We start from the raw sequence: 20,066 nt of genomic DNA, 5'->3' as shown, positions 1-20,066 counted from the left end.
AATGATTTTATAAAAATGCTTGCTAAGCGTAGGCAAGTGCGTTTTGCCGAGCAGACTTTTCAAACCAGTTAAGACTCTCTCTTAAATTAACAACTTTACCTACTACAATGAGTGCAGGAGTAGGAAGATCTCTTGCCTTTTCATAGATATTTTCTAAAGTACCTACGACTGTTTTTTGTTCAGGAGTAGTGCCTTTTGATATTACTGCGACAGGAAAATCTTTAGGTTTGCCAATTTCAATAAGTTTTTGTGCAATTTGTTGGAGGTTATGGAGTCCCATCAAAAAAACGATAGTATCATCTGTTTTAAAGTTTTCCCAGGGTATTTGGCTCGCCTCTTTATTAGGAGCTTCATGGCCAGTTACTACGCGAAAGCTCACACTCACGCCTCTATGTGTCACAGGTATTCCTGCATAGGCTGGCACACTTATTGAAGATGTGATTCCTGGAATTATTTCAAAATCAACTCCTCTTTCAAAAAGATATTTTCCCTCTTCTCCTCCTCTTCCAAAAACAAAAGGATCTCCGCCCTTCAAGCGTACTACTACATCATAACGCAGAGCGCTTTTGTAAATAACTTCATTGATTTGCTCTTGAGGGAGAATATGTTTACCATCCTCTTTACCGACATAGATAAATTCACAGCCATTTTTAGCCATTTGTAAAATTTCAGGATTGGCAAGTCTATCATAAATAATAACATCGGCCTCTTTAATAACCCTTGCAGCTTTGAGCGTCAAAAGCTCAATATCACCAGGTCCAGCACCAGTAAGATAGACCTTTCCCATTGCTTATCCTTTTACATTAATTATCACATTGTATATGTTCATCATATCAAAAACAATGACCTACATCAATATTTGAATATAAAAATCCCTGAAGGTTTTGGCACAGCTACACTAAAAAGCTTTTGCCAGTTTCGGGTATCCATCCCTATAACTTCACTTTTTCCATTATTAGAAACGTACAACAAAGGCTCCTCTGCACTCCATCTTACATGCAGCACCATTCCGCCAAAATCAAATCGTTTAATAACTTGCAAACTTTTAGTATCAACTATTTGCACAATAGGAAATTTTTTGCCACTGAATGTCACTGCTAAAAATTTTCTATCAGGGCTAAGAGAAGTAAAGACTGGATTTCCTTCTACTTCAATAGCTTTAATAAAATGAAAATCTTTATCAAACACAAAGACTTTATTATCCCCTACGGCTGGGATGAAAAATTTATCTTTCATAATAGACCAAAAGCCAAAATGGGGAACTTTTAATACTATTGTCCTTTTTTCTAGTTGCAGTGGGACTTGCTTATATTCAAAGGTATCAAGATTCAATACGCCAACAAAGGGGGAGTTGAAAAATCCCACCACATAGAGATTTTTATTGATCATTGCATCAAAAGGAACCTCTCCAGCATTTTCAATAACTTTTACTTTTTTAAAAAAAATCTTTTTGTGTGGCACACCAAATCTATCAAAAGTGGTTGTAGAAATCTTTTTCATAACCCATATTGCATCACTATCCATTGCTGCAAAAATGAGGTAGTCTTTGTATGTTTTAATTCCTACATTGCGTGAGCCTGTTTTGATAGTTTGGAGTTTATGAAGATCTCTATCAAAAATCTCTACTGTTTTGTTGGCATAATTAGCTACTGCTACAAAATCTTTTGCCAATGTAAAACCAATAGCACTTTGGCTCGCTTTGACCTCTTTGAGTTTTTTCTCTTTCAGTGGATCAAATTTAATCAAATATCCATCACGTGTAATGGCATACCCATCATTTTCTATAAACTTCACAACTGCATGATTGAAATTGTGCATATTTGGTATTTCATTTTTCAATTTATGATTTTCTATCACAGCTAATGCACTGTTTTCTCGCTCCACCACAAATACCTTCTCGCGAGCTAAAAGTGCACTAAGAAGTAAAAAAATCAAAAGAGTTATTCGCATTTTCTTCCTTTCGCAGTAAATCTACACAATATAGCAACTAGGATCTTCATCCCACAGATCTCCACTTATTGCCCATGCTCTTGGACGGCTACCCCCATTGCATATCTCAATCCATTCACACGCAGCACATTTACCACCAATTTTTCGCGGGAATTGGCGCAACCTTTGCAAATAGGGATTTTCATTATCCAGCCAAATTTCATCAAATGGTTTATCAAAAATATTACCAAGAGTTATTGGAAAAAAGGGATCTGGCTTTACATCACCTTCGCTATTGATATTGACTAAGTTTCTCCCTGCACTATTTCCACCCCAACGTCGAAGTTTCTCTTCTAAAACGTGGTTTTTGTGCGGATATTTTTGTCTCAATTTTTCTAAAAAAACTACTGCATCCATCTCCATATTGCCTGTAACTATATCGATATCACGCCCCTCATCATAGTAAGCAAAAGCCTTCTCAATGATAAAGTCAACTGCCTCCTTACGCTCCTCTTTTGTAAGATCCATAGCAAGATTATCGAGGCCTCGACCACTATAGACAAGATGGGAGATGTAGATTTTATCAATACCTTTTGTCTCAGCTAGCTCAAAAATATGTGCAAGGCTCTCTTTTGTCTCTTTTGTTATCGTAAAACGTATCCCAACTTTTCCACCTGCTTGATGGATCAAATCAATTGCTTGCAGACTCTTAGCATACGACCCTACGAGTCCTCTAAATCTATCATGCGTCTTCTCATCTCCATCTATGCTAATACCTATATAGCCAAATGTATCAATAATTTTTTCTACATTTCCAGGATTAATATAGAGCCCATTTGTAGAAAGATAGGTCATTATTCCCTCATCTTTCATGACTTTGGCAATCAAAAAGATATCTTTTCTCGTAAGCGGCTCTCCTCCGCTAAAGATAACAAACTTGATTCCAGCATTTTTAAGCTGGGGAATAGTAGAGAGAATCTTTTCTGTTGTAAGCGTATCTGTTGCATCAAGACCACTTTTAGAATAGCAGTGCAGACAACTAAGATTGCAGCGATTTGTAAAATTCCATATCGCTATTGCACCATTTAAAGCTCTTGAAGGTTTCTCTTCCAGAGTGGATTTGAGTAGATTACTTAATCTAAACACTACTTATCCTTAAAACTCATAATATAATCAGTTATACTTTGCAACTCTTTAGGAGAGAGCTTAAATGCTGGCATAGAGTTTCTCTTGTATCCCAAATGCTTATACATATTTTTTGGATCAAGAATTTGCGCGATCATCTCATCCCGTGTCCGCTTTTTTGCAATTGCTGCAAAAGGAGGGCCAAAAGCCATAGCCGTTTGATGATGGCATCCCCAACACTTCTCTTTAAAGAGAGATAGACCAAAAAGTCTCGGGTAAAATTTCCTGTTTTTATTAATAAAGTTATACTTTCCTACAGGTACATTTGCAGAGTAGTCTTTGAGCTCTTTAAATGTATCTGTCTGCCATACTAAAAGATCCCCATCGCTCTCATAAATACTCAAATATGCGTATTTGCCATCTCCACTAAACTCTGTATGAATATAGCGTTTACCTTTGCGTGGAACGATTTTTTTGAGAGCAAACGAGCTTTTATCCACTAACACAAGCTCATCGCTACCATTATCTACCCATAAAAAATCGCTCATAGGATGGGTTTTGACAAAAAATCCATCTCCTCCTACATCAATTTTTTTCACAAGTTTCCAATCATACATCTGCCATACAGTGATAAAAGGCCTTCGCAAATGTGGTGTCGCAAAATAGAATTTTCCATCTTTATACCAGTAAGTTGCACTAAAAAGATGTGGCATCCCTTCCATTGGAGCGTGAAACACCTCTTTGAGAGAATCTATCTCATAGACACGCAGATCTTTTCCGTGGCGCGTAGTGCCAATTATATACTCTTCAAAAGGATCAATAAAAAAATCTTCAATCGGTTTATCAAGTGGAAATTTTTTAAACTCTAATGTTTTCGTATCTACTCTATAGAGTTCAGGTTTGTTGCGCAGCGTAAAAACTGCTTCATCTTTGCTATAAAGCTCATAGAGCGCACTTATTTTGCCTTGAACTTTTTGGGTTTTCACAGGAACCAAGTTTGCTCTATCGAATACTACTACCATTTGTGGGAGCAGGCAAGTAGCTGTATAAGTCCAATACATATGGCACTCATAATGATTTTCAAGAAGGTATTGTACCGGAGATTTAAAATTAAGAGAAGAGTGTGGTATTTTGGTATTGTAATCGATGAGCCATTTTGCTAATTTTTTATTGAATTCATCCAAATCTGTAAAGAGTAAATCTTCATAGTATTGAATAAATTGTTCTTGAATTGTTCTATTGAATCTTTCATTGTGTGCATTCATTTTAGGGCTCCTTGGATATGTCCAGTAGTGTGTAAAGCCTTTTTGTTCAAGCAGAGCATCAAACTCTTTTTTAAATTCACTGCCATTATCTGAAAGAATTGCAAGTTTACGTTTTTGTTTGATGGAGGTTATTCCATCAATTAAAGCTTCAAGAGCATATGCAGTATGTTTTGCTCTTTTAGATGGAATTGCTACTGCGAATGCAATACGTGTGAGTGGGTCAATCATAGTAAGGATATATCGTTTTATACCGTTTGATACTATTTGGATGGTATCGACTGCCCAGAGTTCAAATGGTTTAGATTTGAGGTTTTTTGGTTTTCTGTTTTTTTGTGTCTTCTTTTTTGGTTTCACTTTTCCTTTTGTATCGATGCGGTAGGGAAAAAGTCTCATTGTATCTGGTGCTTTTGCGATTATTCTTCCTATTGTGGATTCCGAGGGAGTTTTAAGTTCTTTTTCTTCACAAAAAGGTTTAAGCAGGTGGTAGAGTTTTGCTTTGCCGATGTTGGGATACTCTTTTCTTAATCTTTTTATCTCATTAATAACTTCTCTTGGTACTTTTGACTCTCTTACTCTTTTTGGTCTTCGTGATTTTGGATTTAAGGCTTTGATATCGCCATTTGCATCATTTAAACTCTTTTTCCATCGAAAGAGTGTTCTTCTGCTTACTCCAAAAGCTTCAGTTGTTGCTGCTAGTCCATATTTTTCCCAAAACTCCAATATCTTTTTTCTTCTTTTTGCCTCTTCGCTTATCATAAGCGAATTGTAGTATATCCTCTCTAATCTTTTATATCCTTTGAGCCCTGGCAACGTGTATTTGATTTGCACTCCTCACTCTCCCTCTCGGAGTGCCATATGTGTTTGAACTTATGCAGTAGCAAAGAGGTATTTTCCATCACGACTCAAAGAGATATTGCGTAGATTAACACAGGCTCTGATTTTATGCTCTACTCTTCCATGCTCAAGACTATAGTGACCTATCCACCCATCTCTCGTAGGCACATAAAAGTTTTTTCCATCAAGCGTATATTTTAATCCTCCATGCACATTCACAAAGGAGAATCTATCTAAAACCTTCTCATTTTCCATTACCCACACACGGTTTGCTCCACGCTCCACTACTAGTGTTATATTCTCAATATTTTTGATGCCGAGGTTTTTTTTAGGATTGTTAAATGCTACTTTACTTTTTTTAATATCTTCTTTTGTCCAACGTATATTTTTCGCTGGAGATCGAAGATATGCGATAATTTTTGCAACCTCTCCATCACTTAAAAAATCGAATTTTGGCATGAGTGTTTGCGGGAGAGAGTTTTTGATAATATCTCGCAATCTCTCATCACTCATACGCTTTATAAAAGATGGTAAAAGGGGAGGAGCAGAGATACCCTCTCTCTGCTTTCCGTGACACATGGAGCAATATTTATAATAGATATCATAACCGCTTTTTTGCGAGGATTTTGCTTCTAACTCATGAATGAGCACATCAGCATGTAGTAGTCCAATAAAAAAAAGGGAAAAAAAGACTCTTTTCATATTCTACTCCTCTTTGAGGAGCAAGAACTAATAAGTCGCCTTATCACTTCTTGCTCATCATTATTTTACACAAAAAAAATTGAGAGGGGGCTGAGCCCCATTCTCTCAATAGATATCGTATTTAGTATTAAATACGTTGAATTTACCGGTTGGAGTACGTACCCAATCGCCAGTGATTGCTTTTTTGAGTTTAAGTGAATCAGAATCATATACCAAGATTGCACTTGGGAGAAGTTTATTACCCCATACACTTACCCAAAATTCATCACCATCTTTGTTAAACTCGATATGCACTGGACCACGAGGTTTAACTTTGATTTTTTTACCGTTAACTTTTACAGTGCGCTCTTTCACATATTTTTTAGGAATTTTGATAGTTTTTACAACCTCAAGTTTGTTCTTATCTATAACATAGAGTTGTGTTTGTAGCTTTCTATCTGGGTTAACTGGTCTATCAGCAATGATATATTTACAAGCTGGGTGTGTTTTGATAAAGAGGTTACCACCACCATCACCTGGCAAGCTTATTTTTTTCACAACTCTCCAAGCATATTGTGGATGATATGTTGGATCTGTACCAATAAAGCTAATATCATTTGAGCCGATATGACCAGTTGCCCATAGTGGACCATATTTTGGATGGTTGATATTAGCACCACGTCCTGGATGTGGTTTTGTACCGCCACTTGGAATAATTGCAGCAACTTCACCCTCTTTTGTATCGACTGCAACTACTTTGTTTCTTGCGTTTGCAGCTACAAGGAAGTAGCGTTTAGTCAAATCCCAACCACCATCATGGAGATATCTCTCAGCCATAAGCATATGGATATCTGGGTTTCTTGGATCTGCATAGTTATAGAGCCATACTTGTCCTGTCTCTTTAACGTTGATAACCCATTCAGGTTTATGGTGATTTGCAACAATAGAAGCAACACGAGCTTCTCGTGTAAATTCTCCTGTATCATAGGTATAGCTTGCAGTTGATACGATTTGAATTGGCTCTAACGTATCACCTTTGAGTGTTACGATTGAAGGAGGCCAGTAACATCCAACTACTGCATACTCATCTTCATACCCTTTTGCTTTTGAAGTATCGATACTTCTTGCATCGTTACATGTTCTAATTTCCGCAACATTTTGTGGTTTTTTCATCCAAAGATCAATAACGCTTGCTTTACCATCGCGCCCAATCGCATACATATAGCGGCCAGATTTAGAGGTTCTGAGGATATGAGTTGCAAATCCTGAAGGTACAATGCTTACAAGCTCTTTTGTATCGCCATCAACAATTGCTACTTTACCCACATCTCTGAGTACTATACCAAAATAGTTCTCCCAATTTCTCGTAGTTTCTGGCTTTGTAGGACGCTTTTCTGGTGGTACCAAAAGCTTCCAGCTCTTTTTCATATCAGCCATACTCTTTTCTGGAGGTGATACTGGAGGAAGTTGGATAAATTTTGCCATCAACTTCGTTTCAGCTTTTGTAAGCTCACCTGATGCACCCCAGTCAGGCATACCACCAGGAGTACCATTATAAATAATATACTCTAGCGTCTCAGTCCCCATTGCTTTGGTTTTTTTAGGAAGCAAGTTTGGACCAAGAGCTCCTTTTCTTAACATCCCGTGACATCCCGCACATCTATCAAAATAGATCTGCGTTGCCTTTTTCATCTCATCAGAGCCGAGATATATATCTCCTCCTGCTAAAGCCACACTTGCAAAGGCACTTACTGCTAGTACAGCACTCATTCCAATTTTGAGTTTCATTGTTACTCCTTTCATAGGGTTAAATTTCCCCCTTCCCCAATCTTACCTTCTACTCTTGAGGAATATCGCCTCTTTCCATCTTTTTCTTCTCATCGAAGTAGATCCAAATCATTGGCAATACAATCAATGTATGTAGTGTAATAGTCAATGTCATTGGTCCTTGATTGAGTATTGACCAAAAACTACATACTATATCGGTACATGGTTCTATCATAATAACTCCTTCTCAAAATTTTTATTAGCTAATAAGCAGTGCAGCATTACGCTGCTGCAGCTGCTCCACTTGCTTCATACACTTCAGATGGTTGTTTTTTAGTACAAGTTAAGAGATCATATACCAAAAGTACATAACCAGCTATAACCATAAGACCTGTAGCAAGTCTCCATCCCAAGCCTTGTACAAACCATTGATTTGCTTGCGCTACAAAGTATCCTTCCCAAGTACCTCCATACATACCTCTCTCAACCATTGTTTGCACGTATGCTGAGAGTGTCAATGCAACAGTCATCAAAAGCACACCTACAGTAATCAAAGTGATTGCCCACCAGCCAGCTTTTGTCATTTTAAGTTCTTTCAAACCTGCTTTTCCTTGAATTGCAAGATAGACTGCAGCAATCATTATTGCGACATATGCTCCAAAGAATGCTAAGTGTCCATGTGCTGCTGGCCACTGCGTTCCGTGAGTATAGAGGTTGATTTGAGGGAGAGTATGCATAAATCCCCAAACACCTGCACCAAGGAAGTTTCCAAAAGTCTCAACAGTAAGCCATGCAAAAGCTGGGACATTTTTAATTGTATTTCCTTTACCTCTCTCTTTACCCCAGTCATAGAGAACATGCACAAAGAGACCTACTAATGGAACTGGCTCGAGTGCACTAAAGAGTGCTCCAATTTCCCACCAATACTCAGGCGTACCAATCCAGAAATAGTGGTGACCTAGACCTAGGATACCAGAACCAAACATCATGGCTACCTCTATCCATAGCCACATCTCAACCACTTTTCTGTTAGCATTGAGAGTTTTGATAAGAATATAACCACCAACTGCTGCTACATAGACTTCCCAAGTAGCTTCAACCCAGAGGTGTACAACCCACCACCACCAGTATTGATCTACTGCGATATTATCAGTATAGAACATACCAGCTAAGTAAAGACCAGCTAGTGCGATAAGGTCTGCCATCAATACAACCAAAATACCAGTATGGCGTCCCTTCATTACAGTAGCATATACATTAAACAAGAATACTAATACCACTGCAACGATACCAATATCTGCCCATCGTGGTGCTTCAATATATTCGCGACCTTCAGTAATAAACCAAATTGTAGACTCTTTACCTGGTCCAATTTGCACAAGCAAATAGACAAGTACAACAACTACAACTGCTGCAGTGAGTATGTAAAAAGCTAAATTTCCTAGCTTAACACCAACTACTTCAACACCGGCCTCATCAGGCAGCAGCCAATAAACTGCACCTATCATCGCATAGAGAAGCCAAACTACTAGTGCATTGATATGTAAAATTCTATTGATAGAGAAATCGATCACTCCAAATAGAAAATCTGGATACAAAAACTGAATTGCAGCCAAAAGCCCAAAAAGCAGCTGTGCACCAAAAAGTGCAATCGCAACCGTAAAGTACTTGAGTGCTAACTTCTGTCCTTCGTAGAGTTGTACATTATTTCCTTGCATCTACCGCTCCTTTTATTTTTCCAAAGTTTCTTGGAAATCCGTTTGTATCAATTGCCGCCATAAATTTAAGATATGCAACCACAGCTTTTGCTTCTTCTGGTGTAATACCTAAATTTGGCATTTTGCGCTCATGCATAGCCATAGCAGGCGGATTTTCTAAAAATTTTGCTATTGCATACTCTTTGCCTCCATATGCAGCTGCTAATGTATTCCATGTTGGATCGAGCCATGCTTTAGTGAGATCTGGAGCGTAGTATGCACCATTTCCTAAAAGTGTATGGCAATCCATACAGTTTTTCGCTTGGATTGTTAGTTTTCCTTTGTGAATAAGAGCTTGTGCTTCTTTTTCACTGTAATCGTCTCTCCCAAAAAACTTCTCTTTCTCTTCATATTTACTATTGCCGTTTGCATCCATGCCACCAATAATTGGCACTTCATGTCCGCGCTTTCTATTGAGCTGATAGTCGATCTTATAGTTGATCACTACCGGTGATGGAATGCGCTTGGTGACTTTATTTTGGATATCTTTGGCTGTTCCCATTGTCATCTGGGACATTGAATCCATCGTTAAAAATATCAGCAATACTGCCGATACACCCGTTACCCATGTAGCAGACCTTCGCCAGAAGCGATTAGAGCTCCACACTGATGGCCTATTTTCCATACTGCCTCCTTCTATGAATTGATAGCCTCATTATGCTCAAATCTCGCATGTACCTTCTCTAAAAGAAAATAGACAACATGCGGAAAGACAAGATAGCCAACCATGGCACCAATGAGAACTTTTTGCGTATAAGGCTCTACACGCAAAAGTTCACCTAGGTAGTACATACACCCAACCAGTGCAAACCAGGAGAGATATGCAAATACCATAAAGAACTTTTTTACCAATCTAAGTTTTACCAAAGTAAAAAATCCGGCATACATCATCCCAAACATAATAACAGCGGCCGAGATAACAAAGATTGGTAAAAAGTCCTGATATGGAATATCTTGCATGTAATATTCCATTGCCTCTCCTTCTCTTAATATTCATATTACAGATTTATTTTATAGATATTTTCAATTCAAATGTTTGATGTTAGTCAAATGTCACAATTTTGACACACTGTTTAATCTCTCTTTAATTAGTTTACAACTATAATTTTTTTCCATATAAATTAGTAGTAAGATAGGCACATGGAAACAATTAAAAACTTTTACCTCTTCGATAACTTACCACCGAAGCAGCTCCAGAGGCTTCAAGAGATTTCTAAGACAAAAGAGTTCAAAAAAGGCTCTATTGCTTTTTATGAGGGAGAGATTACTAATCATTTAATGATACTAACAAAAGGTATATTGCAAATTTACAAAACAGATCATAAAGGAAATAAGATTGTTTTGCATGTCTTTTACCCTCCAAATCTTATAGCCGAAGTGGTCAATTTCGAAAAAATGCCCTATCCTGCAACTGGTGAATTTCTCACAGATGGGAAAGTTATTCTCATTGATTACAATATTTTTGAAAATGAATTTTTAAAAGATCCCGAAGTAGCTTTTACTATTATCAAATCACTCACAAATAAAATCCGCTATTTGGAGCATGTTATTACTAACGATTTAGTACTCAGTTCTACTGCGAGAGTAGCAAAATTTATCTATGAGCATGAATATGAGTTCATGAACTTAAAGAAAAATGAAATAGCAACACTACTTAATATCACGCCTGAAACTCTTTCACGTATCATCTCAAAATTTAAAAAAGCAAAGATTTTACAAAAAGAGAGGAATCAATACATAGTAGCAAACAAAGAGGGACTTCGTTCTTTTTTTGAATAGAGAGCAGCACAAGGGAGGGGATGAAACTGGCAAAATGTGCTGCTCTCTATTCTCCCCGAAGGGAGAAGATATTAAAGCTCTGCGCTAAATTTATAGTCGAGTTGTACCCAATATTTAGTTACATCTTTTTTACCAAAAGAGGCATCACCCGCATTGTAATCTGCATACTTGAGTAACAATCCAAGATTTTTATCGATTTTATATTTGTATGCAATATCGAGTTCATCTCCGAGATCATCATCTCCTGCTGCATTGTTAGTATCTGATGAGAAGCTATGATAAATAGCCACAATATTTCCATACTCTCCAAAATTGTAACCGAGTTTCACACTCAAATCTTCAAGACCTTCAGCAGGAGTTCCGAGAAATACATCAGCCCAACCGTTCATTGCATGGAGTGTTGCAAGAGGAGTAGTAAACGCCATATCACCTGAACCTTTATCTCCTAAATGCTCAAAACCTATTCCCGCTACAAAAGCATTATATTTTGCATTCAAAGCAAGGTTATAGTACTCAGTGTCTTGCTCTCTGTTTGGAGAGTAGAGAGGATCATCACTGTCATCCAAACTTGGATCATCTTGCAATGCATATTCAGCTACATAGCTAAGTTTTACATCATTGAGATCAAATTTTCCAGTAAGTCTTAGACCAATGTGATCCATAAGGTTTTCTATCATATAATCATAAGCTGTTATATTTAGTGCTGGTGAGACTTTATAGCTTGCATGCAACAACACTGAACCAGTTGAGAGGTGTTTTTTCTTTGGACCATTTCCATCAGCATTAAAAATTCTATTTACATTCCATACATAAGCACCTAAAAGGCTAAGATTTTCTACTCCATTATAGATTACAGCTGCCAAATCATAAGTTTGTGGCATCTGTCTCCAACCAACATTACCGATAAATCTAGCATTATCGAGTACGACCATTTTTCTACCAACAATACCTACAAATCCATTTGCAGCATAGCTTACATTCGCCTGTGTTACTCTTGTTTGCTCAGGATCTGCTACTACTGGATAATGTCCTGAATCATTTTCAGGCGCATAATCATCATTTAATGCAGTAACATTCATAACCTGCAATTGTGCACCAAGTCCCTCTACACCAAAGAGTGCAGTATTAAGTCCAAGTGCCGTTCGTACAGTTACCGCATTTGCTTCATCACTAACTCCATCTTGATCTACATATTCAAAGCGTGGACGAATTTCCAGGCTTACTTTCGGATTGGAAATAATATCTTCCAATACTCCTGCACTTGCTCCACTTGTAATTGCTCCAGCAAGTACCACTGCTGATACTAGACTTAAATGAATTTTTCTCATTCTTACTCCTTTGAATTGGTTAAATTAACATTGTTCCATTACATCTCGTTAACTAAATGTTATTAACATCATATAAAAAACTTAATTTCTATTTCCTTGATTTAAATCAATTTTCTACTTCATTGATTAAATTAGCGATAAGTTTTTCTGGCGTTACTCCTGCCTTTTGACTCTTATCAAGAAGATTTTGGTACGTTTTACCATCTAAATAGCTCACTGCTCGAATATTAATCCCCTCTTCTAGACGCATTTTGTCATAGAGATTTTGCATTTCGATTCTTTTATCTTTAGGTATCCAACTGCGCATCGATTTATACTCGACAAGCTTTCCATCTTTATAAACTCCGCTAATTTCGGCATATACCCAATAATAGCCCCTGTCTTTGCGAAGATTCTTCACATAGCCTTTCCAAATTTTCTCTGCTTTGATTGTCTCCCATAGATCTTTAAAGACAGATTTTGGCATATCGGGGTGTCTTAAAATATTATGAGGTTTTCCAATTAACTCCTCTGGTCTATATCCGCTAATGCGCGCAAAAGTCTCATTGGCGTACGTAATAATACCTTTGAGATCGGTGCGCGAGATGATAAGCTCATCTTGTGGTACTTCTGTTTCTATAAACATATCCCAACGAGTATCCATCTTTTTTCCTAAATATATTTCTTTTTCAAATCACCGTGATACACAATCTGCTCTGCAGGTACATCTTTTTCTAAAATTTCAGGGACTGGCTCTTGCACCTCAAGATCTTCACGCAAAGCCTCCAACTCTTCTTCACTATATGAATAAATAAGATCAGCTGAGAGCACACCATCTAAAAACTGCAATGTTTTGAGTTTATCAATCTCTTGGGCAGTATTTTCACCCTCAATTGTAACAACAATATATCCACTCTCATCTACAATATGGATATCACATACATTTGCCTCTTCAACTCTTTTTTTTACATCTTCTAAATCACGCGGATTGCAACGTATCACACAACTACTGAGTGTCATTTTAACCTCCATTTAATAAGTTCTCCGGTTTCACTTCCTGTAAGCAAACTATTTGCATCTAAAAACCTTACAACATTAACAAGGTTCTTATGTCCTATAAGTTTATAGCGAATATCTAAACTATTTGTATCAGCAACTTTAAGAATATACTTCTCATTATCACCAAAGACAACATAATGATTATTTGGACTTAGTCCTACTACATAGATAAAAAAATCCGGATTTTTATAGACTTTTGGTCTACTTCCATCTAATGAGTAGAGTGCTAGTGTCTTATCGGCTCTACTTCCGGCAGCAATGAGATTCCCATTTATATAAATAGAGAGAATCTTATCTTTATTCACATCTTTAAAAAGTTTTACTCGCTGCAGTGTCTGTGTGTCAACAACGATTACCTCTCCACCCTCATCTCCTATGGCTACATATTTTCTTCCCTTCTCTATAGCCATACAAGAGTAAAAATACTCCCCTGCCTTTACACGTTTGAGAATCTTTCTGCTCGCTATATCATAAAGAAGAACCTCATCACTCATGAGGGCAATAATTGCTCTTTTGCTATCTACAAACTTTGCTGCCTTTGCATAGAGCATCAAAGATTTATCAAGTACTTTTACACTCTTTCCGTTTTCATAAACAAAAAGCTCTGCATATCCACCCTCTGCTTGCGCTAAATAGAGCACCTTTTCGTCTAATACATCAACACTATAGATATCTGCATTGTTAAGCGTGCCCATAAAATCCTTGATTTTACGCACTTTAATGCGATCTAAAATAGTGAGATTTGTATCTGCAATAACAACTTCACTTGCATCTGTAGCTAAATATATTTTACCATTGGCAATAGCCATATCAAGAATTGCAGCATCAACTTTTGCTCTTTTTACAGGCTCTATAGCAGTAGCTGCAAAAACATAGGATATTAAATAGATAAACAATGCTATTTTTTTCACCCTTCTCCCCCCTTTATTGCTTGCGTAGGGCAAACTCCCACGCAAAACCCACATCCAGTACATCTATCATTTATTTGTGGATTAAAAAGCCCACTAAATTCTATCGCATTTTCTAAACAGACATCCTTGCACATATTGCATATTGTCTTTTGCCATGCAAGACATCCTAACATATCAATCATTAATTTTGGCAAAGTCTGCTTATTCTCTACAGTAAGAACACCATCTTCACAAGCAATTGCACATGCATCACAAAAGGTGCAGCCAGATTTTGAAAAATCTAAAGAGGGTTTTGCATCAACAATAACAATGATCTGCTCTTCACACGCTGCTACGCATGCTTTACTTTCACACTCTCTACATTTTTCAAAATCTTTAATATCATTAAAATAGGGAGGGAAAAGAGGAGGTTGTTCCTCTTTTCTTTGTTTTACAGGTTTGAGAAGTGAAGTGAAAAACTCACGTCTTTTCACTATTTCACACCCTCCATCAAGTTTTTGTAAAGCTTCGAGCTGTGCTTCGCATTAGGATCGCGAAAATCTGGCTTGAATGTATTTGCAACAAGCGGTTTCGCATTTGCCTGTGGTGCATGGCACTGACTACAATTATATCGTTGTGGTGCTATATCCTCTTTTTTTGCCATAAGGGCAAGTCTCTTCTCATACGCTTGCTTATCTTCATAAAGTTTTTGTTTGATAAGCTTTTTCTTCGTTGCAAAGAAAAAGTCTTTAAAGTGTGTAGGTGGTATTGGCGTTGCCCCCATACTTTTTGCAACACTAGGCATATGACATCCAAGGCACGCATTGTTTTTTATAGTAATAGGTAAAAGCCCATCTACACTATGAGGAATCATAGGTGGAGCATTCTCATAACTTCTAGCAAATTTTTTTGCAGTCCCAGGAGCTGCATTAGAATATTCTACTTTTGGTGGAGTTCCTTTACTTTGATAGCTGAGCTGATCTTCACTTACAACTTTAGTTTTTTGTGCAGTTGCTGCACCGCACCCTGCTGCAAAGAGCATTGCAAGCACTGCAGAAACTCCCAAGAATTTTTTAAGTTTCATCTTGATCTCCTTTTTTTACAAAATTACGTATACTAAACCCGAGTGCGTCATCATCACATACTTCTACACATCTGCCACAGAGTGTACATTCGCCCATATCTACGATCTGACTTTTTTTGCCTATCATATAGAGCACCTCTTTTTCAGGACACACCTCTTTACACTTCATACAGAGTGTACAGTTTGGCTGATTATGACGCACACGAAAGAGGCTAAATCGACCAATGAGTGAGTAAAAGCCCCCTAATGGACAGATATGCCCACACCATCCATTTTTGAGAATGAACAGATCAAACAAAAATATTGTCACAATCGCAGCCCAACCAAACCCCATACCAAATATCAAGCCACGATGTGTCATAGAAACAGGGCTTACTAACTCAAAAGCTGCTGTACCAAGCACAAACGAGAGGATAAAGCTTATTCCTATCACCCAATAGCGAATATTCCTACTTGCCCACCATTTTTTCTCAAATTTATCCAAATTCCATTTGCGTCTGAGGAAATTTGCCAAATCTGTTACCATATTGACTGGACAGACGTAGCTACAAAATGCTCTTCCCCCAACCGTCGCATAAAAAAGCGTGATAATAATTGCACCAATGAGTGCATCAGCAGCTACAAGGCTTCCCGTAGCAAAAATCTGGAGTACCGCATAAGGATCTGCAAGAGGAACTACATCAAAAAGCTTAGACGAGCTAAGATTCCCTTGCAAAATTTTCCATCCCCATAGATTTGCACCTATATAGAGAGCAAGGATAGCAATCTGTGTGAAGCGTCTCAAAATAAGGAAGCGATATTTTTTCCATAATTTACTCAAAATCTATCCCTTCATTGAGTGTATCTACAGCACTCTTTTTACTTTTTGGCGTAATCGTAGTTTGGATTCCTTTACTTCCTTTGAGACGCGCTTCATCACTCTTTTGCCATCCTTTGACATAGTGGCTTCCAACTTTTCCCAACGCCACCTCTCTTGGCAGTACTCTGATTGCTGCTTTTTCTGTCACACAGGCATGCTCGCAAAGCCCACATCCTGTACAGTGATCAGGATCTACTACAGGCAAAAGCTTTGCATGCTTCCCTGTGCGCTCATTCTTGCGATACTCCATATAGATTGCACGATCCAGGAGTGGACACGCCCGGTAGCATGCATCGCACTGGATACCCCAGTATGCGATACAGCTTTTCATATCCACTATCGCTACACCCATATCCATCTTTGTGATGTCAAAGACCCTCTGCCCATTTTTTACCTCACTGACACTCTCAATATCAAGAGCACCAGTAGGACAGGGAGGCACACAAGGGATATCATCACACATATAGCATGGGATATCCCTCGGTATAAAATATGGCGTTCCAAGAGGCTTATTATCTCCTGGTTTTGCCAGCATCAATGTATCATAGGGGCAAGCTTCTACACACAGCCCACACTTGATACAAAGACTAATAAACTCATCCTCTTTTCTTGCTCCAGGTGGACGCAAAATGAGTGGGTTTGCCTTTACTTCATCCACATAGGCAGCCCACAAAAATCCACCTGTCGCAGCAATGGCAACATTTTGTGCCATCGATACGAGAAAAGCCCTTCTGTTTTTATCCATTATCCCCTCCCCTTAAGGCATTACGCCTTTGTAATCCTTACAGCACATTTTTTGTAATCTGTCTGTTTAGAGATTGGACATGTTGCATCAAGAGTAACTTTGTTGATATATACCCTCTCATCAAACCAAGGTACAAATACGAGTCCACGTGGCGGACGGTTACGACCTCTTGTCTCAACTCTTGCTTTGATTTTACCGCGGCGGCTCTCAATCCATACAAGTTCACCACGTTTTACACCACGTTTTTTCGCATCTTCTGGATGCATATAGCATAGAGCCTCTGGAACCGCTCTATAGAGCTCAGGAACTCTCATAGTCATAGTACCACTGTGCCAATGCTCAAGCACACGTCCTGTACAGAGCCATGTATCATAGTAGCTATCTGGTTTTTCAGGTGGCTCCATGTAAGGTCTTGCAAAGATTTTTGCTTTGTTTGGCAAGTGAATTTTTGGCTTAGATTTATCTGGACCAGAGAGTGAGCCTTGTGGAATAGCTTTGAGTGCATGTCCATAGAATGCAAACTCACCTTTCACATGGCCAAGCTCTTTTTCACGTTTCGCATAAGGATCGTAGTTGACATTAAATCTCCATGGTGTATCTTTACCATTTACAACTGGCCAACGTAGACCTCTAACTTTATGGTAAACATCAAATGGCGCATAGTCGTGACCACGTCCTTCACCAAATTTTCTATACTCTTCCCAAAGAGCTTTTTGGATAAAGAATCCATACCCTTTCCACGGTTTACCATCTGCACCAATGACATTACGCTTGTCACCTTCAGCTTCAGTATTAGCAAATCCTTCTCCAATAGGATCTGGCCATTTGAAGCTTCTATAGTAGTCATTTGCAAAGAGTACATCAAAGAGTGTATCATCTGGGCTATATCCCATCTTTTTCGCTTCATCAAGCACGTTTGGAAGTACTGTTCCATCAGGAAGTTTCCACTCTTTCCATACCTCTTTGAGTTTAAATCGTTTCGCAAACTCAGTATACTGCCAAATATCTGGCATCGCATCACCCACTGGCGTTACTTGCTGTCTCCAGTGCTGCGTACGGCGTTCAGCATTTCCGTATGCTCCCCATTTTTCATATATCATTGCACTTGGCAAGATTAAGTCTGCAACTTTTGCACTAATTCCTGGATAACCATCACTCACAACGATAAAGTTATCCATTGTACGTGCTGCTTTGATCCAGTGGTTCGCGTTAGCAGTATCTTGCCATGGGTTACATACATGTACCCAAGCAAATTTGATTTTGCCATCTTCAAGATCACGCATAATTTTTACGATATGGCTTCCCACTTTTGGATTGAGCGTTCCTTTAGGAAGTTTCCAGATTTTTTCAGAAATTGCTCTATGTTTAGGATTGAATACAACCATATCTGCTGGTAGTCTATGAGCAAATGTACCAACTTCACGTGCTGTACCACATGCACTTGGCTGTCCAGTAAGTGAGAATGCTCCATCACCTGGTTTGGCTTGTTTACCAAGTAAGAAGTGTACTACGTAGCTAAGCTCATTATCCCAAGTACCTCTGGTGTGCTGGTTCATACCCATTGTCCAGAAGCTTACAACTTTTCGCCCTTTTTCTACATAGAGATCTTTGAGTCTTTTAAGTTTTGCTTTGAAGCTCTCAAGGCTCTCATCAGGATCACCTTTAGCTACTTTTGCTACATAATCAAGCGTATATGGTTCAAGTGATTTTTTGAAATCTTCAAAGCTGATAGCCCAGTGTTTACCTGCAGCTTTAGCATGCTTCATCTTCATTACGTCAGTTTTACCATATCCAAATGGAGCAAGGGCTTTCTTCTCCTCTTCTGAGAGTTTTTTATGATCTTGATGCCATACTGTCTCCATCTCTTTCTTGCTATATCCAAGCTTTTCGGCATGTTTTGGATTTCTCATACCGTAGCCGATGTCAGGATATCCGGTAGCAAAGACAGTATACTCTTTTACAAATTTCCAATCGATTGCATCTGGATGATCATAAACAATACTTCTAGCAATATAGTTCCAAATAGCAAGGTCTGTGTTTGGCTTGAAGATAATTACATCATCTGCTAAGTCACAGCTTCTGTGCGTATAGGTTGAGAGTACTACAACTTTTACTTTATCTGGGTTTGAAAGCTTTCTATCGGTACAGCGCGCCCACAAAATTGGGTGCATCTCTGCCATATTAGAACCCCAAAGCACGATAGTATCAGTAAGCTCGATATCGTCATAACATCCTGCTGGCTCATCTATACCAAACGTCTGGATAAATCCAGCAACGGCACTTGCCATACAGTGGCGTGCATTTGGGTCGATGTTGTTGCTTCTAAATCCAGCTTTCATAAGTTTAGCAGCAGCATATCCTTCCTGGACAGTGTACTGACCAGAACCAAAGAATGCCACACCAGTTGGTCCAAGCTCATTGTAAGCTCTCTTGAACTGCTTTTCCATCTCATCAAAAGCTCGTTTCCAACTAACTGGGCGGAATTTTCCTTTTTTATCAAACTCCCCTTTATCATTCATACGAAGGAGTGGAGTTTTGAGTCTGTCAGCTCCATACATAATTTTTGCTGTAAAGTATCCTTTGATACAGTTAAGACCACGGTTAACTGGAGCTAATGGGTCACCTTTGACTGCAACGATGCGGTCATCTTTGGTAGCAACCATAATACCACATCCCGTACCACAGAAGCGGCACACCGCTTTATCCCAGCGCCATCCAGCCTCTGCCTTGTTTGCGGCAGCTTCCATCTCTTTTGGAACACTCAGTCCCACTGCACTCGCCGCAGCTGCTGCAGCTGTGCTTTTGAGAAAATCACGTCTACTTAAAGCCATTGAAGCCTCCTCTTTTACTGCTTACATGATAAGCGTATTTTTTCACACTATCCATTTTACAAGTATAAGGTTATTTAATCCTTGACATAAATCAAATTTAATTAAAACTCCCAAGAATAAATTAAGATAAAATTACTCCTATTTTGATTTTAGT

The 20,066-nt window shown here is 38.5% G+C and carries 20 protein-coding genes and 2 pseudogenes; 1 reads left to right on the top strand and 21 read right to left on the bottom strand.

What is annotated here, in order from left to right:
• Positions 1–22: 22 nt before the first annotated feature.
• The 12 genes and pseudogenes from cobA to NITER_RS08995 form a co-directional block, all read right to left on the bottom strand.
• Positions 23–787 carry a uroporphyrinogen-III C-methyltransferase gene (gene cobA, locus NITER_RS09040; RefSeq protein ID WP_084274869.1) on the bottom strand — a complete coding sequence of 255 codons (765 nt, stop codon included), beginning with the start codon at positions 785–787 and terminating at the stop codon, positions 23–25.
• A 65-nt stretch (positions 788–852) separates the two neighbouring features.
• Positions 853–1,950, bottom strand: coding sequence for a cytochrome D1 domain-containing protein (locus NITER_RS09035; protein ID WP_084274870.1), 1,098 nt, complete (start codon positions 1,948–1,950; stop codon positions 853–855).
• Between the two features lie 21 nt (positions 1,951–1,971).
• Complete coding sequence (locus NITER_RS09030) at positions 1,972–3,075, bottom strand: radical SAM/SPASM domain-containing protein (protein WP_084274871.1); 1,104 nt, start codon at positions 3,073–3,075, stop codon at positions 1,972–1,974.
• Positions 3,075–3,353, bottom strand: coding sequence for a c-type cytochrome (locus NITER_RS10260; protein WP_425596375.1), 279 nt, complete (start codon positions 3,351–3,353; stop codon positions 3,075–3,077). Before NITER_RS10260 ends, NITER_RS09030 begins: the two co-directional genes overlap by 1 nt.
• Before the next feature lie 3 nt (positions 3,354–3,356).
• Positions 3,357–4,076 (bottom strand): annotated as a pseudogene (locus NITER_RS10255) (cytochrome D1 domain-containing protein); the annotation flags it as partial.
• A gap of 21 nt (positions 4,077–4,097) precedes the next feature.
• Positions 4,098–5,147 (bottom strand): annotated as a pseudogene (locus tag NITER_RS10250) (integrase core domain-containing protein); the annotation flags it as partial.
• Between the two features lie 39 nt (positions 5,148–5,186).
• Complete coding sequence (locus NITER_RS09020; RefSeq protein WP_281847674.1) at positions 5,187–5,855, bottom strand: nitrite reductase; 669 nt, start codon at positions 5,853–5,855, stop codon at positions 5,187–5,189.
• Positions 5,856–5,960: 105 nt separating this feature from the next.
• Positions 5,961–7,622, bottom strand: coding sequence for a nitrite reductase (locus NITER_RS09015; protein WP_084274873.1), 1,662 nt, complete (start codon positions 7,620–7,622; stop codon positions 5,961–5,963).
• A gap of 49 nt (positions 7,623–7,671) precedes the next feature.
• The gene (locus tag NITER_RS09010; protein ID WP_197685273.1) at positions 7,672–7,836 is read right to left on the bottom strand and encodes a hypothetical protein; all 165 of its coding nucleotides are present in this window, start codon (positions 7,834–7,836) and stop codon (positions 7,672–7,674) included.
• Between the two features lie 46 nt (positions 7,837–7,882).
• Positions 7,883–9,319 carry a cbb3-type cytochrome c oxidase subunit I gene (locus tag NITER_RS09005; protein WP_084274874.1) on the bottom strand — a complete coding sequence of 479 codons (1,437 nt, stop codon included), beginning with the start codon at positions 9,317–9,319 and terminating at the stop codon, positions 7,883–7,885.
• Positions 9,306–9,983, bottom strand: coding sequence for a c-type cytochrome (locus NITER_RS09000; protein ID WP_084274875.1), 678 nt, complete (start codon positions 9,981–9,983; stop codon positions 9,306–9,308). The genes NITER_RS09005 and NITER_RS09000 overlap by 14 nt, the downstream gene beginning before the upstream one ends.
• A gap of 11 nt (positions 9,984–9,994) precedes the next feature.
• Positions 9,995–10,330: a hypothetical protein gene (locus tag NITER_RS08995; protein ID WP_084274876.1), complete on the bottom strand. Its 336-nt coding sequence runs from the start codon at positions 10,328–10,330 to the stop codon at positions 9,995–9,997.
• Positions 10,331–10,498: 168 nt separating this feature from the next.
• On the opposite strand from NITER_RS08995, the gene NITER_RS08990 reads away from it, so the two are divergent.
• Positions 10,499–11,137, top strand: coding sequence for a Crp/Fnr family transcriptional regulator (locus NITER_RS08990; protein WP_084274877.1), 639 nt, complete (start codon positions 10,499–10,501; stop codon positions 11,135–11,137).
• A 71-nt stretch (positions 11,138–11,208) separates the two neighbouring features.
• Here NITER_RS08990 and NITER_RS08985 read toward each other — a convergent pair whose 3' ends face one another.
• The 9 genes from NITER_RS08985 to napA all read right to left on the bottom strand — a co-directional run bounded on the left by NITER_RS08985 (position 11,209) and on the right by napA (position 19,912).
• Positions 11,209–12,465, bottom strand: a complete 1,257-nt coding sequence (locus NITER_RS08985; protein WP_084274878.1) for a hypothetical protein — start codon at positions 12,463–12,465, stop codon at positions 11,209–11,211.
• Positions 12,466–12,571: 106 nt separating this feature from the next.
• Complete coding sequence (locus NITER_RS08980; protein ID WP_084274879.1) at positions 12,572–13,108, bottom strand: PAS domain-containing protein; 537 nt, start codon at positions 13,106–13,108, stop codon at positions 12,572–12,574.
• 8 nt (positions 13,109–13,116) lie between these two features.
• Positions 13,117–13,464, bottom strand: a complete 348-nt coding sequence (locus NITER_RS08975; protein ID WP_084274880.1) for a chaperone NapD — start codon at positions 13,462–13,464, stop codon at positions 13,117–13,119.
• On the bottom strand, positions 13,461–14,414 hold the full coding sequence (locus NITER_RS08970) for a WD40 repeat domain-containing protein (RefSeq protein ID WP_084274881.1): 954 nt from the start codon (positions 14,412–14,414) through the stop codon (positions 13,461–13,463). The genes NITER_RS08975 and NITER_RS08970 overlap by 4 nt, the downstream gene beginning before the upstream one ends.
• Entirely contained in the window at positions 14,411–14,887 is a 477-nt protein-coding gene (locus NITER_RS08965; RefSeq protein WP_084274882.1) for a 4Fe-4S dicluster domain-containing protein, read from the bottom strand. Before NITER_RS08965 ends, NITER_RS08970 begins: the two co-directional genes overlap by 4 nt.
• Complete coding sequence (locus tag NITER_RS08960; protein ID WP_084274883.1) at positions 14,887–15,477, bottom strand: nitrate reductase cytochrome c-type subunit; 591 nt, start codon at positions 15,475–15,477, stop codon at positions 14,887–14,889. The genes NITER_RS08965 and NITER_RS08960 overlap by 1 nt, the downstream gene beginning before the upstream one ends.
• Complete coding sequence (gene napH, locus NITER_RS08955) at positions 15,467–16,297, bottom strand: quinol dehydrogenase ferredoxin subunit NapH (protein ID WP_084274884.1); 831 nt, start codon at positions 16,295–16,297, stop codon at positions 15,467–15,469. The genes NITER_RS08960 and napH overlap by 11 nt, the downstream gene beginning before the upstream one ends.
• Complete coding sequence (napG, locus tag NITER_RS08950; RefSeq protein ID WP_084274885.1) at positions 16,290–17,081, bottom strand: ferredoxin-type protein NapG; 792 nt, start codon at positions 17,079–17,081, stop codon at positions 16,290–16,292. The genes napH and napG overlap by 8 nt, the downstream gene beginning before the upstream one ends.
• A 20-nt stretch (positions 17,082–17,101) precedes the next feature.
• Positions 17,102–19,912 carry a nitrate reductase catalytic subunit NapA gene (napA, locus tag NITER_RS08945; RefSeq protein WP_084274886.1) on the bottom strand — a complete coding sequence of 937 codons (2,811 nt, stop codon included), beginning with the start codon at positions 19,910–19,912 and terminating at the stop codon, positions 17,102–17,104.
• Between the last annotated feature and the right edge of the window lie 154 nt (positions 19,913–20,066).

The sequence above is a fragment of the Nitratiruptor tergarcus DSM 16512 genome, from assembly GCF_027946175.1.
GTDB lineage: Bacteria > Campylobacterota > Campylobacteria > Campylobacterales > Nitratiruptoraceae > Nitratiruptor > Nitratiruptor tergarcus.
This window is presented reverse-complemented; position numbering and strand designations above follow the sequence as displayed.

Excerpts from the sequence above, each read along its gene's own strand:
- cobA (WP_084274869.1), bottom strand. The coding sequence starts at position 787 with ATGGGAAAGGTCTATCTTACTGGTGCTGGACCTGGTGATATTGAGCTT.
- NITER_RS09035 (WP_084274870.1), bottom strand. The coding sequence starts at position 1,950 with ATGCGAATAACTCTTTTGATTTTTTTACTTCTTAGTGCACTTTTAGCT.
- NITER_RS09020 (WP_281847674.1), bottom strand. The coding sequence starts at position 5,855 with ATGAAAAGAGTCTTTTTTTCCCTTTTTTTTATTGGACTACTACATGCT.
- NITER_RS09015 (WP_084274873.1), bottom strand. The coding sequence starts at position 7,622 with ATGAAACTCAAAATTGGAATGAGTGCTGTACTAGCAGTAAGTGCCTTT.
- NITER_RS09010 (WP_197685273.1), bottom strand. The coding sequence starts at position 7,836 with ATGATAGAACCATGTACCGATATAGTATGTAGTTTTTGGTCAATACTC.
- NITER_RS09005 (WP_084274874.1), bottom strand. The coding sequence starts at position 9,319 with ATGCAAGGAAATAATGTACAACTCTACGAAGGACAGAAGTTAGCACTC.
- NITER_RS09000 (WP_084274875.1), bottom strand. The coding sequence starts at position 9,983 with ATGGAAAATAGGCCATCAGTGTGGAGCTCTAATCGCTTCTGGCGAAGG.
- NITER_RS08995 (WP_084274876.1), bottom strand. The coding sequence starts at position 10,330 with ATGGAATATTACATGCAAGATATTCCATATCAGGACTTTTTACCAATC.
- NITER_RS08990 (WP_084274877.1), top strand. The coding sequence starts at position 10,499 with ATGGAAACAATTAAAAACTTTTACCTCTTCGATAACTTACCACCGAAG.
- NITER_RS08985 (WP_084274878.1), bottom strand. The coding sequence starts at position 12,465 with ATGAGAAAAATTCATTTAAGTCTAGTATCAGCAGTGGTACTTGCTGGA.
- NITER_RS08980 (WP_084274879.1), bottom strand. The coding sequence starts at position 13,108 with ATGGATACTCGTTGGGATATGTTTATAGAAACAGAAGTACCACAAGAT.
- NITER_RS08975 (WP_084274880.1), bottom strand. The coding sequence starts at position 13,464 with ATGACACTCAGTAGTTGTGTGATACGTTGCAATCCGCGTGATTTAGAA.
- NITER_RS08960 (WP_084274883.1), bottom strand. The coding sequence starts at position 15,477 with ATGAAACTTAAAAAATTCTTGGGAGTTTCTGCAGTGCTTGCAATGCTC.
- napG (WP_084274885.1), bottom strand. The coding sequence starts at position 17,081 with ATGGATAAAAACAGAAGGGCTTTTCTCGTATCGATGGCACAAAATGTT.
- napA (WP_084274886.1), bottom strand. The coding sequence starts at position 19,912 with ATGGCTTTAAGTAGACGTGATTTTCTCAAAAGCACAGCTGCAGCAGCT.